The sequence below is a fragment of the Micromonospora sp. C28ISP2-4 genome (genome assembly GCF_030519385.1).
GTDB lineage: Bacteria > Actinomycetota > Actinomycetes > Mycobacteriales > Micromonosporaceae > Micromonospora > Micromonospora tulbaghiae.
The window spans coordinates 521,037-536,924 of record NZ_JAUMKG010000005.1 but is presented as its reverse complement, the minus strand read 5'-3'; the positions used below and the strand labels follow the sequence as shown (position 1 = coordinate 536,924).

Annotated in this window: 15 protein-coding genes; 5 read left to right on the top strand and 10 right to left on the bottom strand. The window is 74.5% G+C overall.

The window, feature by feature from the left end; genetic code table 11:
* The first annotated feature begins 69 nt into the window (after nucleotides 1–69).
* Complete coding sequence (locus tag Q3W68_RS21400; protein WP_302907122.1) at nucleotides 70–831, top strand: glycosyltransferase family 2 protein; 762 nt, start codon at nucleotides 70–72, stop codon at nucleotides 829–831.
* Here the strand turns inward: Q3W68_RS21400 and Q3W68_RS21395 are convergent.
* The 4 genes from Q3W68_RS21395 to Q3W68_RS21380 form a co-directional block, all read right to left on the bottom strand.
* Nucleotides 791–1,564, bottom strand: a complete 774-nt coding sequence (locus Q3W68_RS21395) for an SDR family oxidoreductase (RefSeq protein ID WP_302907121.1) — start codon at nucleotides 1,562–1,564, stop codon at nucleotides 791–793. The two genes, Q3W68_RS21400 and Q3W68_RS21395, sit on opposite strands and share 41 nt — an antisense overlap.
* A 5-nt stretch (nucleotides 1,565–1,569) precedes the next feature.
* The gene (locus tag Q3W68_RS21390; protein ID WP_091428126.1) at nucleotides 1,570–1,692 is read right to left on the bottom strand and encodes a ribosomal protein bL36; all 123 of its coding nucleotides are present in this window, start codon (nucleotides 1,690–1,692) and stop codon (nucleotides 1,570–1,572) included.
* A gap of 122 nt (nucleotides 1,693–1,814) precedes the next feature.
* Nucleotides 1,815–3,182 (bottom strand): PHB depolymerase family esterase, encoded by a 1,368-nt coding sequence (locus Q3W68_RS21385; RefSeq protein ID WP_302907120.1) that lies wholly within the window; start codon nucleotides 3,180–3,182, stop codon nucleotides 1,815–1,817.
* A gap of 127 nt (nucleotides 3,183–3,309) precedes the next feature.
* The gene (locus Q3W68_RS21380; protein ID WP_302907119.1) at nucleotides 3,310–4,395 is read right to left on the bottom strand and encodes a DUF4037 domain-containing protein; all 1,086 of its coding nucleotides are present in this window, start codon (nucleotides 4,393–4,395) and stop codon (nucleotides 3,310–3,312) included.
* 99 nt (nucleotides 4,396–4,494) lie between these two features.
* Here Q3W68_RS21380 and Q3W68_RS21375 point away from each other — a divergent pair, with 99 nt between their 5' ends.
* Nucleotides 4,495–5,418: a 5'-3' exonuclease gene (locus Q3W68_RS21375; protein WP_302907118.1), complete on the top strand. Its 924-nt coding sequence runs from the start codon at nucleotides 4,495–4,497 to the stop codon at nucleotides 5,416–5,418.
* Between the two features lie 8 nt (nucleotides 5,419–5,426).
* Here Q3W68_RS21375 and Q3W68_RS21370 read toward each other — a convergent pair whose 3' ends face one another.
* Together Q3W68_RS21370 and Q3W68_RS21365 are read right to left on the bottom strand one after the other, a co-directional pair.
* Nucleotides 5,427–6,314 carry an MHYT domain-containing protein gene (locus Q3W68_RS21370; protein ID WP_302907117.1) on the bottom strand — a complete coding sequence of 296 codons (888 nt, stop codon included), beginning with the start codon at nucleotides 6,312–6,314 and terminating at the stop codon, nucleotides 5,427–5,429.
* A 163-nt stretch (nucleotides 6,315–6,477) separates the two neighbouring features.
* Nucleotides 6,478–9,258, bottom strand: coding sequence for an RNA helicase (locus Q3W68_RS21365; protein WP_302907116.1), 2,781 nt, complete (start codon nucleotides 9,256–9,258; stop codon nucleotides 6,478–6,480).
* Nucleotides 9,259–9,361: 103 nt separating this feature from the next.
* Between Q3W68_RS21365 and Q3W68_RS21360 the strand changes: the two genes are divergently transcribed.
* Together Q3W68_RS21360 and Q3W68_RS21355 are read left to right on the top strand one after the other, a co-directional pair.
* Nucleotides 9,362–10,108: an HAD family hydrolase gene (locus Q3W68_RS21360; protein WP_302907163.1), complete on the top strand. Its 747-nt coding sequence runs from the start codon at nucleotides 9,362–9,364 to the stop codon at nucleotides 10,106–10,108.
* A gap of 56 nt (nucleotides 10,109–10,164) precedes the next feature.
* Nucleotides 10,165–11,130, top strand: a complete 966-nt coding sequence (locus Q3W68_RS21355) for a DMT family transporter (RefSeq protein ID WP_302907115.1) — start codon at nucleotides 10,165–10,167, stop codon at nucleotides 11,128–11,130.
* On the opposite strand, the gene Q3W68_RS21350 is transcribed toward Q3W68_RS21355, so the two are convergent.
* From Q3W68_RS21350 to Q3W68_RS21340, 3 genes are all read right to left on the bottom strand, one after another.
* A complete protein-coding gene (locus Q3W68_RS21350; RefSeq protein WP_302907114.1) occupies nucleotides 11,093–12,019 on the bottom strand; it encodes a diacylglycerol kinase family protein in 927 nt (308 codons plus the stop codon). The two genes, Q3W68_RS21355 and Q3W68_RS21350, sit on opposite strands and share 38 nt — an antisense overlap.
* 108 nt (nucleotides 12,020–12,127) lie before the next feature.
* Nucleotides 12,128–12,778, bottom strand: a complete 651-nt coding sequence (locus Q3W68_RS21345; protein ID WP_302907113.1) for a fasciclin domain-containing protein — start codon at nucleotides 12,776–12,778, stop codon at nucleotides 12,128–12,130.
* 111 nt (nucleotides 12,779–12,889) lie between these two features.
* Nucleotides 12,890–13,588 carry a hypothetical protein gene (locus Q3W68_RS21340; RefSeq protein ID WP_302907112.1) on the bottom strand — a complete coding sequence of 233 codons (699 nt, stop codon included), beginning with the start codon at nucleotides 13,586–13,588 and terminating at the stop codon, nucleotides 12,890–12,892.
* A gap of 186 nt (nucleotides 13,589–13,774) precedes the next feature.
* Between Q3W68_RS21340 and Q3W68_RS21335 the strand changes: the two genes are divergently transcribed.
* A complete protein-coding gene (locus Q3W68_RS21335) occupies nucleotides 13,775–14,662 on the top strand; it encodes an ABC transporter substrate-binding protein (RefSeq protein WP_302907111.1) in 888 nt (295 codons plus the stop codon).
* Nucleotides 14,663–14,918: 256 nt separating this feature from the next.
* Here the strand turns inward: Q3W68_RS21335 and tatC are convergent, their stop codons facing one another.
* Complete coding sequence (gene tatC / locus Q3W68_RS21330) at nucleotides 14,919–15,872, bottom strand: twin-arginine translocase subunit TatC (RefSeq protein ID WP_302907110.1); 954 nt, start codon at nucleotides 15,870–15,872, stop codon at nucleotides 14,919–14,921.
* Nucleotides 15,873–15,888: the final 16 nt, after the last annotated feature.

Genomic DNA, 15,888 nt, shown 5'->3' with positions numbered 1-15,888 from the left:
CCCGGGGTACGACGGTCCTCGATCGACCCGGCGGGCCGTACCGGCGGGCGAGTCCACCCGGGAGGTTCCGTGATCGTGCTCGTGCCGGTGTACCGGCCCGGTGACCGGCTGCCGCCGCTGGTCGGCGACCTGCGGGCCGCGCTGCCCGGCGCGGACGTGCTCGTCGTCGACGACGGCAGCGGCCCGCCCGCCGCGGAGGTGCTGCGCGCGGCCCGCGCCGAGGGGGCGACGGTGCTGCGCCGCCGGGTCAACCGGGGCAAGGGCGTGGTGCTGCGCACCGGCTTCCGGTACGCCTCGACACACCACCCGGGACGCGACGTGGTCTGTGTGGACGCCGACGGCCAGCACGGCGTGCCCGACGTGTGCCGCGTGGCGGAGCGGACGCGCGCCACCGGAGCGCCGACGCTCGGCGTACGCCGCTTCGACGGTGAGGTCCCTCCGCGCAGCCGGTTCGGCAACGAGGCGACCCGGGTGGCGTTCCGGCTGGCGACCGGCCGGGACGTGCGCGACACCCAGACCGGCCTGCGCGCCTACCCGGCCGCCCTGCTCGGCTGGCTCACCACCGTTCCGGGTGACCGCTTCGAGTACGAGATGACCGTGCTGCTGCGGCTGGTCCGCGCCGGGCTGCCGGTCGAGCAGGTGGACATCGCCACCCGCTACCACGGCGACAACTCGGGATCGCACTTCTCCGCGCTCGCCGACTCGGTACGGATCTACCGGCCGCTTGCCGCCTCCGCCGCCGCCCGCCTGGTGGGGCGTCGCGAGGCGGACGCCGTACCGGCCGCCGCCGTCACGACGTCGCGTCCCACACCTGCGACTCGAACTCCCTGAGCTGGTCGCGCAGCGACGGCGGATACGCGGTGCGGTACGCGTGCTCCCCGGCCGGCACCACCCGGACCATCTCGTCGATCATCTCCTGCGGGTCGCGCTGGTGGCCGAGGTAGTCGCCGAAGTCGGGCCGGGGCAGCAGGGCGGCCGACTCGTCCCACCACTGGGACATGGTCTCCACCCCGGTGTCGTTGTACCCGGTCCGGTACGGGCCGGGGTTGATCACCGCGACGCGTACCCCACGCGGTTCCAGCTCGCCCTTCATGGCCCAGGCCAGCGCCTCGATCGCGTGTTTGGTGGCGGCGTAGACGCCGATGAAGGGCCGGGTCCGCACGCCCACCGCGGAGGACACCCAGACCACCTTCCCCGCGCCCCGGGCCAGCATCGGCGGCACCAGGTCCCGCGCCAGGTGCAGGTGGCCGAACACGTTCACCTCGAAGGACCGGCGGACCCGGTCCATCGGGATCTCCACCACGGCGCCGGCCTCCTGCACGCCCGCGTTGAGCACCAGGATGTCCACCCGGTGCCGGGCCGCGGCCGCCCGGTCGGCCGGGTCGGTGACGTCCAGCTTGATCGCGTCCAGCGCGACGCCCGCCCGCTGCGCCTCGGCGCGCAGTTCGCGGACCTGGGGCCAGACCTGAGCGGCGGCGATCACGTGGTGACCTTCGCGGGCCAGCCCGAGCGCGGTGCCCCGGCCGAGCCCGCTGCCGGCCCCGGTGATCAGGATGTCGGCCATCGGGCTCAGCCCTGCCGGGCCTTCTGCCGCCGGTCGGCCTTGTTGAGGACGAACAGCTTGCCCCGGCGCCGGACCACTATCGAGCCGGCCTTGCGCTTGAGCGCGCGCAGGGAGCTTCGGACCTTCATATCCGCTCCTTCGGTTCCCGCCGGTGTCCGTCCGGCACGGGTACCCGCCGCCGGTGCGGTCATGCCCGGCCGCGCCCGCCCCGGTCGGGACGGGCGCGGCCGGGATGCCACCAGGACCCCGCTCAGGCGGTCGTGCAGGTGCTCCCGTTGAGCGTGAACGAGGCGGGCCGCCCGGTGTTGCCGTTGTGGGTGGCCTGGAAGCCGATGTCCACCGAGCCGCCCGGCGGGACCGACGCGTTGTAGGACACGTTGCGGGCGGTCACCGCGCCGCTGGACGGGCTGTACGTGGCGTTCCAGCCCCCGGTGATCGTCTGACCGCCCGGCAGCGTGAACGCGAGGTTCCAGCCGTTGATCGCCGTGGTGGACGTGTTGGTGATCGTCACGGCGGCGGTCAGGCCGTTGTTCCAGGCGTTCACCACGTACCCGACCCGGCAGGCGCCCGACGGCGGCGGTGTGGTCGGCGGCGCCGTGGTGGGCGGCGGCGTGGTGGGCGGGGGCGTGGTGGGCGGCGGAGTGGTCGGCGGCACGGTGGTCGGCGGCGGAGTGGTGGTCGGCGGCGTGGTGGAGTCCAGGCCGAAGAAGCGGATCGCCTGGGCCGCGTCGACCGGCAGGTTGTGCGTGACGCCCTGCATGCTGATCGCCTCGACGGTCGCGGTGCCGCCGGTGCCGCCGTAGCGGGTACGGGTGTAGCCGGCCTGCGGACTGTCCGTGTACGCGGGCGTCTGGCTCAGCCCGTTCACGTTCGTCCACTGGTCGATCTGCTCGCCGAAGTTCGGGTAGCGCAGCGTCTCGTCGTTCGTGCCGTGCCAGATCTGCATCCGCGGGCGCGGGCCGGTGTAGCCCGGGTACGCGTTGCGCACCAGGTCACCCCACTGCTGTGGGGTCTTCAGCACCTGCCCGTTGGCGCACTCGCTGTTCCACTCCGAGCCGTTGGTGGTGGCGAAGCAGCCGAACGGCACACCGGCGAAGGCGGCACCGGCGCGGAACACGTCCGGGTAGTCGCCGAGCAGCACGTTCGTCATCATCGCGCCGGACGAGGTGCCGGTGGTGAAGATCCGCTGCGCGTCGACCGGGTAGCGCTGCCGCACGTAGTCCACCATGGACTTGATACCCACCGGGTCGCTGCCGCCGTCGCGGCGCAGAGCCTGCGGCGACGAGACGTCGAAGCACTTGCTGCTGCGGGTCACCGAGGGGTAGACCACGATGTAGCCGTACCGGTCGGCGAGCGCCGCGAACTGGGTGCCGGAGTACATGGCCGGGCCGCTGCCGGTGCAGTAGTGGTTCACCACGAGCAGCCCGGGACGGGCCGCCACGGTGTCCGGGACGTACAGGTACATCCGCAGGTTGCTCGGGTTGGCGCCGAAGTTCGTCACCTCGGTCAGCGCGGCGGCCGAGGCCGGCCCGGGAACGGCGAGCGCCGCCCCGACGGCGAGCCCGGCGGCGGCCAGCGCCGCGCCGAGCAGCCGGAGTCTGCTCCTTCTGGACAGCATGCTTCTCCTCGGATGGTGGGAACGCCGCGTGGCGCGGCGTCCTCGCCGGCGAGGCGCCTGCGACGGGCGGCCCGGACCCTCGGAGACGAGATAGACAGTCGCGGATCGATGCGACTCGAATCGGAGTCTAGGCCCCGCCCGGCGGGCCGACAACCGCCGCGGCCACCCGGCGGGCACGGTCGGCGTGGGTGAGCACGTCCACGCTGTCCACGTACTGGTCCACCGCGCCGACCGGCGGCCGGTCGCGCAGCTCCGGGTCGGTGATCGCGGCGCGTAGCGTCTCGACGAACCGGCAGGCGTGCAGCACCAGGAACGGCCGGTCGTGGAACGGCCGGGCGGCCGGATCCACCGCCGGCGCCGGCGCGGCGTCGTTGGTCCAGCCGGCGACCGTCTCCAGCGCCCGGACCAGACCCGGCTCCCGGGCCGCCCAGTCACCCGGGCCGAGCGCGGCGGCCAGCCCGTCCACCACCGGCGCCGCGTCCGGCAGCGTCGCGAACACCGTGCCGAGCCATTTCGCGTACGGCGGCCAGCGCCGGTGCAGCAGCAGGCCGAGGCGCATCAGATCCCGGGCCAGCCCGGCGACCACGACCCGGCTGCCCAGATCGTCGCCCACCTCGGCGCACCGGCCCGCCAGGTGCTCGGCCTGCGCGATCCGCTGCCACCCGGAGGCGAGCACGTACCGCCACACGTCGTCCGGATACCAGGCCAGCCGGGCGCGGACGGCGGTGAGCGCGCCGTCGAGCCCGTCGTGGAACACCGCTCCCCCGGTCAGCTCGGCCAGCCGCTGCGTCGGCGTCGCCAGCCAGTCCGCCGCCGTCAGTCCGGCGCGCGGGTCGGCGCCGAGCCGCTCCCGCAGCCATCCGCCGAGTTCGTCCACCGTCACGCCGTGCCGATCGCCGTCGGCGCGGACCGTGCCGAGCCGCGCCTCCGGCCCGCCCGCGTACCGGGTCGGCCAGTCGAGGAACCGCGCCGGCAACTCCGCGTCCAGCACCGCCCGTACCGGCGCGACGTCGCGCGCGTCCGCCACGAAAAGCTGGGTACGCGGACCCCAGTCGTGGTCGGTGGAGCGGGGCGTGTCGAGGCCGAGCAGCTCGGAGCCGCCGTCGAGCAGACCGGCGCAGTACGGCAGGCCAGGCAGCCACCGCGCCAGCAGCGGGCCCACCACCTCGTCGTGGAACCGGCGGGCCAGGGTCAGGCCGGGTACGAAGCTCACCCCGCCAGTCTGCGCACCGGACGCCCCGCGCGCGCCCGCGTTTCCGGTCCGGCGGCCGCCTCCCCCATCCCGTCACAGGGCTGTGGAAGGCTTGTCGCCGTGGCACACCGACAGCCGATCCTCCTGATCGACTCCCCCAGCCTCTACTTCCGCGCCTACTTCGGCATTCCCGAGTCGGCCGCGAAGACCGGCGACGGCCAGCCGGTGAACGCCGTACGCGGCTTCCTCGACATGCTCGCCCAGCTCGTGCGCACCCGCCGGCCCGACCGCATGATCTGCGCGCTCGACTACGACTGGCGGCCGGCGTGGCGGGTCGAGCTGCTGCCGTCGTACAAGGCGCACCGGGTCGCGCCCGAGGGCGGCGAGGTCGTGCCGGACACCCTGTCCCCGCAGGTGCCGATGATCCTGGAGGTGCTGGACGCGCTCGGCATCCCGGCCGTGGGCGCCGACGGCTACGAGGCCGACGACGTGCTCGGCACGCTCGCGGTGACCCAGCCCGGGCCGGTCGAGGTGGTCTCCGGCGACCGCGACCTGTTCCAGCTCGTCGACGACGCCCACCCGGTCCGCCTGCTCTACGTCGGCCGTGGCGTGGCCAAGCTGGACGACTGCGACGACGCGGCGGTGCGCACCCGGTACGGCGTGCCGGCCGACCGGTACGCCGACTTCGCGGCGCTGCGCGGCGACCCCAGCGACGGGCTGCCCGGCGTGGCCGGGGTGGGCGAGAAGACCGCCGCCCGGCTCATCGACCGCTACGGCGGGCTGGACGGCATCCTGGTCGCGCTGGACGACCCCCGCTCCGGTTTCGCGCCGGGGCTGCGGGCGAAGCTCGACGCCGCCCGCGACTACCTGGCCGTGGCGCCGAAGGTGGTCCGGGTCGCCACCGACGTGCCGCTGCCCGAGCTGGATCCGGCACTGCCGACGTCGCCCGCCGACCCGCACCGGCTGCTGGAACTGGCGCAGCGCTGGAACCTCGCCGGCTCGTGCCGCCGCCTGGTCGACGCTCTGGCCGGCGACCGATCGTGATCAGTTGATCACGACTGGCGGTCGGTGCTCCGCCGGGACGGGAACTGCGCGCCGGGCTGTGCCAGCGTCGACCGGGCACGCAGGCCGACCGGGTCCGGCGCGGGTTCGGCGGCCACGGTCTGCGGCCCCTCGTCGAGCCGCGCGCTGACGTACGCGGCGCCGGCCCGGTCGTCGTCCGACGGCGCGGCGAGCAGCGCGTAGACGAGCCCGACCACGCCGAAGACCACCGCCAGCACGATCGGCACCAGCAGTCCGCTCACCTCGGTGCCGGAGGCCGGGCCGCGGCTGTCGTGCAGGTGCACCGACAGCGCGCTCATGCCGGTGAAGTGCATGCCGTTGACCGCGATGCCCATGACCAGCGCCGACGCGGCGATGGCGAGCGCCCGCCGGACGGTCATCGCCAGCCAGAGCGCCACGGTGGCGGCCACGATCGCGATGACCACCGACAGCGTCACCCGCAGCGGGTCGTAGCCGAGCGAACCGTCCAGGCGCATCGCGGCCATGCCCGTGTAGTGCATGGCGGCCACGCCCGCGCCGGTGAAGAACCCGCCGGCGAGCAGCCGGGGCGCGGCGAGCCGACCGGTACCCACGATCGCCAGCCCGATGCCGACCGACGCCACCGCGATCACCGTGCTGGCGGCCGTCAGCGGCACGTCGTAGCGGATCCGGGTGCCGCCGACGGCGAACCCGAGCATCGCCATGAAGTGCATGGCCCAGATCGCCGTGCCGCCGAGCGCCCACGCCGCGAGCAGGCCCCACCAGGCGCGCTGGCCGGCGCTGGTGGCGGTCCGGATCCGCCCGGCGCAGACCAGCCCGAGCGCCGAGCCGAGCACCGACAACGCGTAGCTGAGCGCGGGTGTGATCCACCCGTACTCGAAGTGATTGATCTCGCCCACGACGCCCTCCCCCACCATCGGCCGAGCGCGATCCACGGCGCCCGGGGCAATGATGGAATAGGCCCTGACCAGGGCGTGCATCGCCCCCCCGACAATTCGCGGGGTGGCAGCGCCGTGACGCAGCAGTGCGTCGGTTTCGGCACTCGGCGACCGGAAGTGACCGTCAGGCGGAAGCGTGGTAGGCCAGCACGCCGCGGTTGACCGCCGCGATGGCCTGCCGGGCGGTGCCGCGCAGCTCGGCCGAGGCGCCGCCCGAGTCGGCGACCTGCCCGAGCAGGTCGACCACCTGGCGCGCCCAGCGGACGAAGTCGCCGGCCGGCATCTCCCCGTCGATCTGGTGACCGCTGGCCAGCACCTTCGCCAGCGCCTCGCCGCGCGCCCACCGGTAGATCGGCCAGGCGAAGCCGAGATCCGGCTCCCGGGTCACGGCCAGGCCACGAGCCGCCTCGTCCGCTTCGATGTCGCCCCACAACTTGAGCGTCTCGTCGACCGCGTCGGCCACCGCGCCGCGCGGCAGCGACGCCCGCTCGTCGACGTCCCGCCGGGCCTCGAAGACCACCACCGACACGGCGGCGGCCAGCTCGGCCGGGGACAGGCCGTCCCACACCCGGCGGCGCAGACACTCGGCCACCAACAGGTCGGCCTCGGTCCAGATCCGGGCCAGCATCCGCCCGGCGTCGGTGACCTCGCCGTCGGCGGCCAGGTAGCCGCGCGCCGTCAGCAACGCGACGATCCGGTCGAAGGTACGGGCCAGCGAGCCGGTCCGCCCGGACACCCGCTCGCGCAGCTCCTCGGTGTCGCGCTCCAGCCGGCGCCGCCGCTCCGCCCAGCGGGCGTGCTCCTCCCGGTCCGGGCAGGCGTGACACGGGTGCGCGCGCAGCTCGACGCGGAGCTGGCTGAGCCGGTGGTCCTCCCCCACCGCCTGGCGGGACCGGCCGCCCCGCCGGCCGCCGTGCCGGTCCAGGCCGGTGCCGCTGACCGCGGCGGCCAGATCCCGCCGGGCCGCCGGCGAACGGTGGTTGAAGTGCTTCGGCACCCGGATGCGGGTCAGCACCTCGGCCGGGGTGGTGAAGTCGCCGGGGGTGACCCGGCCGGCCCAGCGGTCCTGCGTGAGGACCAGCGGCCGGGGCTCGCCGAACCCGCCGGTGGCCGGGTCCAGCACCACCGCCAGGCCGGCCCGCCGCCCGGACGGCACCCGGATCACGTCACCGACCCGCAGCCGCTCCAGCGAGGCTACTGCGGCCGCCTTGCGCTGGGTCTGCCCCTGCCGGGCGATGGCGCGTTCCCGGTCGGCGATGGCCACCCGCAGCGCGAAGTACTCGTCGAAGTCGCCGTGGTGGCAGGCGGCCTCCGCGCCGTACGCGTCGATGGTCTCGGTGTTGCGCTGCACCTGCCGGGCCAGGCCGACCACCGACCGGTCCGCCTGGAACTGCGCGAACGAGGACTCCAGCAGTTCCCGGGCCGGCGCCGCGCCGACGCTGCCGACCAGGTTGACGGCCATGTTGTACGACGGCCGGAAGCTGGAACGCAGCGGGTAGGTGCGGGTGGAGGCGAGCCCGGCGACGTGCCGGGGGTCGGTCTCCGGCGACCACACGACGACCGCGTGGCCCTCCACGTCGATGCCCCGGCGGCCGGCCCGGCCGGTGAGCTGGGTGTACTCGCCGGGCGTCAGGTCGACATGCGCCTCGCCGTTGAACTTCACCAGGCGTTCCAGCACCACGCAGCGGGCCGGCATGTTGATGCCCAGCGCGAGCGTCTCGGTGGCGAACACGGCCTTGACCAGCCCGCGGACGAACAGCTCCTCGACGACCTCCTTGAACGCGGGAAGCATGCCGGCGTGGTGCGCGGCCAGGCCGCGCTCCAGGCCGTCGAGCCACTCCCAGTAGCCGAGCACTGACAGGTCCTCGCCGGGGATGGCGGTGACCCGGGACTCCACCAGCCGGCGGATCTCGGCGCGTTCGTCGGGGGAGGTGAGGCGCAGCCCGGCGGCCAGGCACTGCTGCACGGCGGCGTCGCAGCCGGCCCGGCTGAAGATGAACAGGATCGCCGGGAGCAGCCCCTCCCGGTCGAGCCGGTCGACGATGTCCGGGCGCATCGGGCCGCGCCAGCGGGGGCCGCGCCGCCCGCCGCCGGGGCCGGCGCTGCGGCCCTCGCCCAGCTCCAGCCGGCGCATCGTGTCCCGGGTGTAGCGAAGCAGCTCGGGGTGCACGTCGTGCTTGCGGGCCGCGTCGGCGTCGTGGAACAGGTCGAACATCCGCTTGCCGACGAGCATGTGCTGCCACAGCGGCACCGGCCGGTGCTCGGAGACCACCACCGCGGTCTCGCCGCGTACGGTCACCAGCCAGTCGGCGAACTCCTCGGCGTTGGAGACGGTGGCCGACAGCGACACCAGCGTGACCGACTCGGGCAGGTGGATGATCACCTCTTCCCAGACCCCGCCGCGGAACCGGTCGGCCAGGTAGTGGACCTCGTCCATCACCACGTACGCCAGGCCCTCCAGGGTAACCGAGCCGGCGTAGAGCATGTTCCGCAGCACCTCGGTGGTCATCACCACCACCGGCGCGTCGCCGTTTATCGCGTTGTCGCCGGTGAGCAGGCCGACCTGCTCGGCACCGTAGCGGTCCACCAGGTCGTGGTACTTCTGGTTGGACAGCGCCTTGATCGGCGTCGTGTAGAAGCACTTGCGCCGGGTGGCGGGCGCGTCGCCGCCGGGCCGGCCGCGCAGCGCCAGGTGCACCGCGAACTCGCCCACCACGGTCTTGCCGGCGCCGGTGGGAGCGCAGACGAGCACGCCGCTGCCCCGCTCCAGCGCCTCGCACGCCTCGCGCTGGAAGTCGTCGAGATCGAACCCGAGATCCAGGGAGAATTCGTCCAGGGCCGGGAAGGCGGAGGCCTGCGCGGCCCGGCGGCGCGCCGCGGCGTACCGCTCGGCGGGGCTCGACATGGATCCAAGATTAATCGCTGCCGCCGACGAGTACCGGTCAAGGCCATCCGACAGGACGGTCGGAGCGGTCGGTAGGGTGCACGACGTGCCGGACCGTACCGAACTGCCCCACGCCTCGAGCGGCGCCGACGACGCCGTCCGCCCAGGCCCGTCCCGCCGGCCGGTGGAGGCGGTGCTCTTCGACTTCCACGGCACCCTCGCCCAGGTGGAGGAGCCGCTGGCCTGGGTGCTCGCCGCCGCTTCGGCCTGCGGCGTCGAACTGGACCGGATCCGGGCCACCTCGCTGGCCGACCGGCTGCTCACCGCCGGGCGCGCCGGCGGCCCGCTGCCGGCGCGGGTGCCGCCCCGGCTGGCCGAGCTGTGGGCCGACCGTGATCTCTACCCGCACGCGCACCGGGGGGCGTACACCGGGCTGGCCGAGACCGTGGACACCGGCATCGACGGGTTCGCCGACGCGCTCTACGAGCGGGTGCTGGTGCCCGAGGGCTGGGTGCCGTACCCGGACACCGCCCCGGTGCTCGGTGCGCTGCGGTCCGCCGGGGTGAAGGTGGCGGTGGTCAGCAACATCGGCTTCGACCTGCGGCCCCTGTTCGCCGCCTGGGGACTCGACGGGCTCGTCGACGCGTACGCGCTGTCGTACGAGGTGGGGCGCTGCAAGCCGGACCCGGGCATCTTCCTGCGGGCCTGCGGGATGCTCGGCGTCGACCCGGAGCGCACGCTCATGGTGGGTGACACACCGGCAGACGCGGGCGCGGTGGCGGCCGGGTGCGGGGTGCTGGTGCTGCCCTGCGCCGACGCGGGCCGCCCGAACGGGCTCGGCGCGGTGCTGGACCTGGCCGGGGCCGGCTGACCGCTCGGCCCTCAGCGGCGCGAACCCGTCCCGGGACACCGGCTACCGTCAGGGGCATGACCGGTGTCCACCCCTTGCCGCCGCGTGCGCCGGGACGGCTCGGCGGGGTCGCGCTGGTGCTCGGCGGGGCACTGTCCGTGCAGTTCGGCTCCGCGCTCGCCGCCCTGCTGTTCCCTCGCACCGGGGTGGCCGGGGCGGTGACGCTGCGGCTGACCATCGGCGCGCTGCTGATGCTCGTGTTCTGCCGACCGCGGGTACGCGGGTACGGGCGCCGCGACTGGGCGGCGGTACTGGCGTTCGGGCTGGCCCTGGCCGGCATGAACTCGATCTTCTACCAGGCGATCGAGCGGATCCCGCTCGGCCCGGCCGTCACGCTGGAGGTGCTCGGCCCGCTGGCGCTGTCGGTGATCGCCGCGCGCCGGATGGCCGCCTGGTGCTGGGCCGCGCTGGCGCTGGCCGGTGTGGTCCTGCTCGGGCAGGGCGGCTTCGACCGGCTCGACCCGGCCGGCGCCGTGCTGGCGCTGACGGCGGGCGCCATGTGGGCCGCGTACATCGTCTGCTCGGCGCGGATCGGCGCGCGGTTCCCCGGCGCCGACGGGCTGGCCCTCGCCCTGACCGTCGCGGCGCTGCTCACCCTGCCGTTCGGGCTGGCCGACGGCGGCGGCCGCCTCGCCGACCCGGTGGTGCTGGGGCTCGGTACCGGGCTGGCGCTGCTCGCGTCCGTGCTGCCGTACAGCTTGGAGCTGGCCGCGCTGCGGCGGCTGCCGACCGCGACGTTCGCGGTGATGATGAGTCTCGGCCCGGCGATCGCCGCCGTGGCCGGCTGGCTGGTGCTCGGCCAGGCGCTGCGCCCGGTCGAGGTGCTCGCCATCGCGCTCGTCGTCGCCGCGAGCGCCGGCGCGGTCCGCGCCGCCGCCCCGCCGCCGTCCCCTACCGCGCCGCCGGCCGTTCCCGGCCCGCCCGCCGCACCGGACCCGGCGGCGGTCAGCGCAACAGCCGCAGCGCAGCCGGCGCGGCGGTGACTGTCACCGGCAGGTCGATGGAGCGTTCCCCGTCGGCGTACGTGGTGATGCCCTCGGCGGACAGCTCCACCGTCCGCGCCCGGTAGACGCGCGCCAGCGGGTGCGTGACGTGGGTGCCCCGGTAGATCTGCGGCTTGACCCGCATCAGCGTGCGCCTGTCGAAGCGCCCGCCGACCACCACGTCCAGCAGGCCGTCGTGCGGGTCGGCGTCCGGGCAGATCCGCATGCCGCCGCCGTAGCTGGCCGTGTTGCCGACGGCGACCAGCACCGCGTCCAGCTCCTGCGCCACCCCGTCGAGGACCAGCCGGTAGCGGCGTGGCCGCAGCCGGGCCAGCTCCACCACTATCGCCAGGTCGTACCGGCGCGGGCCGCGCGGCCAGCGCATCCGGTTGGCGCGTTCGTTGACGATCGCGTCGAAGCCGGCCGCGAGCACCGCGCCGAACCAGCGGTCGGCGACGCCGGGCCGGGACAGCCGCGCCAGGTCGACCGGGCGGGCGCGGCCGGCGGTGAGCGCCGCGGTGATCACCTCGACGGCGGCCGTCGGGTCGGCCGGGAAGCCGGTCTCCACCGCGAAGTCGTTGCCGGTGCCCGCCGGGACCGGCCCGAACGGCACGGCCGTGCCGGCGACCGCCTGCAGCGCGCGGTGCATCGTGCCGTCACCGCCCACCGCCACGACCGCCCCGGCGCCGCCGGCGACCGCGGCGTGGCACGCCGCTTCCGCCTCCTCGGGGGTACGCGCGCGCAGCAGCTCGACCGGGCGGCCCGCTGCGGCGAGGCGCTCCAGGATCCCGGGCAGCAGACCGCTGTGCCGCCCCCGGCCCGCGGCCGGGTTGGCGAGCACGGCGACGGGGCCGGGCGGGACATGATCGTGCGCGGTCACGGCGAGCACCGTACGGCACGGCTGACGCCGCCCACCAGAGGCAGGTCAGGCAGGGTACGTCCGGCGCACGCCGACGGCGCCCGGCAGGGGGTGGCCGGGCGCCGTGGCGGGGGTGGTTCAGGGCAGGTCGATCGGGCGAAGCACCCGGTCCACCGCGTGCGCGATCTGCTTGTTGCCCTTGTTGATGTCGTACCGAACCACCTTGGCGTTGCGGTCGCTGGTGTCGGCGTCGACGAGGCGCACCTCGCGGCCGTACCAGCAACGCTTCACGTCCACCTCGACGGTGGCGCCGAGCGCGGTGGTCAGGTCCGCGCCGTCGGCCTTCAGCGCCGCCCTGCGGTCGATCGTCGCGCCGGGCACGACGTGGTAGAGCAGGACGTCCTCCACGGTGTCCACGCCCAGGCCGGCGACCGCGTCGAACGCGGCCTTCTCACCGGGCAGCTTCCTCGCGGCGGTGATGTCCCGCACCAGCTCGCGGAACGCGTAGTCGTTCGGCACGAACGCGGTCAGCGCGACGGTGCCGTCGGTGAGCACCTTCACCGGCGAGTCCGGCTTGGCCTGCAGCACCGTCAGGACCGCCTTCGTGAGGACGTCGAAGTCCCGCGAGTTGCGGTCGAAGCCGCTCTTGTCGGCGGTGAGCACTGCCGCCAGCGACCGCGTACCCGGCTGCTTGGCGCCGGCCTGGGCGGGCACGGCGACGGCGGTGGTGGCCACCGCCGCGGCCGTGGCGCCCACGGCCAGCCGGGCGGCGAGACGAGCGATGTTCATCGGGGAGCCTTTCGTCGAAGCGACCAGGTCCGTGACTTGTCGTCACGACCATTGCTTCGCCCGGACCGTCCCCGGTGGATGCACCCGGATCGACGCGTTTTCGCGGCCGCGTCAGCGCACCACCAGGCGCTTGCTCACCGACGGCACACCGTCGCCCTTGACCTTCAACGACCAGTCCCCCGCCGCGCCCAGCGTCACCACCGTCTCGGCGGTGCCGTTGGCCTCGGCCTTCATCTCGGCGACCCGCTTGCCGTCGGGGTTGAGCACGTACAGCGTCCGGGCCCCGGCGGTCTTGTTCGTCACCTTGAACGCGAGCTTCTCGCCGGGCTCCGCGATCAGGGCGTCCACGCCGTTCATCGCGTCGTCGGTCAGTTCGATCGTCACCGACCGGTCGTAGGCCACCTCGGCCGCGGCGCTGGCGAGGTTGCCGTCGTCGGAGACGGTGATCCGGGTCCGCACACCGTCGCCCTGCCGGCCCGGCTTGCAGGCCACCTCGTACGTGCCGGTCTGCAGCGACGCGCGCAGGTCGCCGGTGCGGCCCGCCGGCACGTCCGCGACCTCGGCGATCACCTTGGTGAAGGCGTCACCCTCCCGGCCGTAGACGTAGACCCCGGTGGCCTGCTGACCCCGGTTGGTCACGGCGAACGTGACGGTGCCCGGGGTGAACAGCGTGGTGGTGACCTCGCAGCTGGTGTCGGTGGCGGTCACCGGCACCTGCTGGCCTTTCGGCGCGGGCTCGTCGTCACCGCAGGCGGTGAGCGCGGTGGCCGCGCAGAGGACGGTCAGGACGGCGGCGGTACGGCTCTTCATCGGGTTCTCCGGAGCGCAGGTCAGACGGGCTGACCGGAACGGGGCGCCGACGCACCCCGGCACACCGCCCGGGGGGCTCGGCGGAGTCAGCAGAGTCTAAGCGGGTACGGCGTCCCGGCAAGGCCCGAGGGCGATCCGATCTGCCCGCGCAGCGGGGCGGTCCGCGCGACCGGCATGATGGCGGGCATGCGGCTGGTCTCCCTGCTCCCCTCCGCCACCGAGATCGTGTACGCGCTCGGCCTCGGCGACGACCTGGTCGGCGTCACGTTCGAGTGCGAGGTGCCCGCGTCGTACCGGTCGGGCACCACTGTGGTCGTCGGTGGCCGGGACACCCGGGGCATGAGTCCCGGCGAGATAGACGCCTACGTCCGGGCGCAGGTAGCGGCCGGTGCCGACCTCTACACGCTGCACTCCGGCGCGCTCGCCGGGCTGGACCCGGACCTGATCCTCACCCAGGACCTGTGCCGCGTCTGCGCACTGCCGTCAGGGCGGGTCGCCGACGCCGTGGCGCACCTGGGGTGCCGGGCCGACGTCCTGTCGCTCGACCCGTACACCCTCGACGACGTGCTGGAGTCGATCCGCGCGGTGGGCGCGGCGGCCCGGGTGCCGGATCGCGCGGAGGCCCTTGTCGACGGCCTGCGTGCCCGGCTCGCGGCGGTCCGCGCGGCGGTGGCGGGCCGGCCCCGGCGCCGGGTCGCGGTGGTCGAGTGGGTGGACCCGCCGTTCGGCGCCGGGCACTGGATCCCGGACCTGGTCGACGTCGCCGGCGGCGAGCCGGTCGCGACCCATCGTGGCGCCCGGTCCGCGCCGACCACATGGGAGGCCCTGCGGGTCGCGCGGCCCGAGGTGGTGCTGGTCGCGCCGTGCGGGTTCCGCCTCGACGGCGCGGCCGAGCAGGCCGCCGCGGTCGCCGACCACTTCCCGGACGCGCAGGTGTGGGCGCTGGACGCGGACGGCCTGATCGTGCGCGCCGGCCCGCGGCTGGTCGACGGCGCGGACCTGCGGAGGCCGCGATCCTGCACCCTGAGTCCGTCCCCCCACCCCGCCCCGACACAGCCTGCCGCCTTCACGTGACCGGCTCCCAAAGCCCCACCCCGTTCCACCCTGCCCCGCCAAGAAGGCCCCGCCCCGCCCCGCCCCCGCCCCGCCCCGCGATCTCGCACTTCGGCCCGGGCGAAGTGCGGGATATCGGGCATTCGAGGGGCACCAAGTGCAAGATCGGCGCGGGACAGAGGGCGCGGTCGCCGAGAAGGCCGCGAGGGGCGGGTGCGGAGACGCGGACGCCGTCCCCCTGGAGCGGGGACGGCGTCCGGGAGGTGAGCGGGATCGGTCAGGTCATGTCGTCGTAGCGGCGCTCGATCGGCTTCGGCGCGGCGACCGGCTCGGGTACGCCGATCGGCTCGGACGCCTCGATCCGGCCACCGGCGGGCACCGGCTCGTCCGACAGGTCCAGCGGTGACACCTCGTCGTCGGCGATGCCGGCGTAGGCCTCACGCCCGCGACCGCGCCGCCTGTCGTTGAGGAACGCCACCCCCACCGCGGCGAAGTAGAGCGCGCAGAGGCAGATCGCCAGCGCGGTCATGCCGAACGGGTCGGGCGTCGGCGTGACCACCGCGGAGAACGCGAAGAACACGAACACCGCCACCCGCCACCAGCTCAGCAGCCGCTTGGCGCTGGCCAGACCGACGAAGTTGAGCATCAGCACGACCAGCGGGAACTCGAACGCCACCCCGAACAGCAGGATCAGGTTCGTGACGAACCCGACGTAACGGGTGATGTCGAGCGTGGTGGTCACGTCGCCGCCGCCGGAGACGTTGAGCAGGAACTCCAGGCCCTTGGACGTCACGAAGTACGCCAGCACCGCGCCGGCGCCGAACAACGGGGCCGCCAGCGCGGTGAAGAAGTACGCGTACCGCCGCTCGTGCCGGTGCAGGCCCGGTGCGATGAACGCCCAGAGCTGGTAGAGCCAGATCGGCGCCGCGATGATCAGGCCGACCCAGAGGGCCACCTTCATCTGCAGCAGGAACAGGTCGGCGGGACCGAGCTGGACGAAGTTGCAGTTGCCGTCGATCAACCGCGCCTTGGGCAGGTCGCAGTAGGGCTTCTGCAGGATGTGCAGCACCGGCCCGGACAGCCACACGCCGAACCCGAAGCCGACAAGGATCGCCAGGGACGCGCGGAACAGCCGGTTACGCAGCTCACGGATGTGCTCGATGAGCGTCATCGAGCCGTCGGCCGCGCGCGCGAAGTTGCTCGGGCCGCGCTTCTTCAACCCGAAGGCCACGGTGATTGAGGCCCTC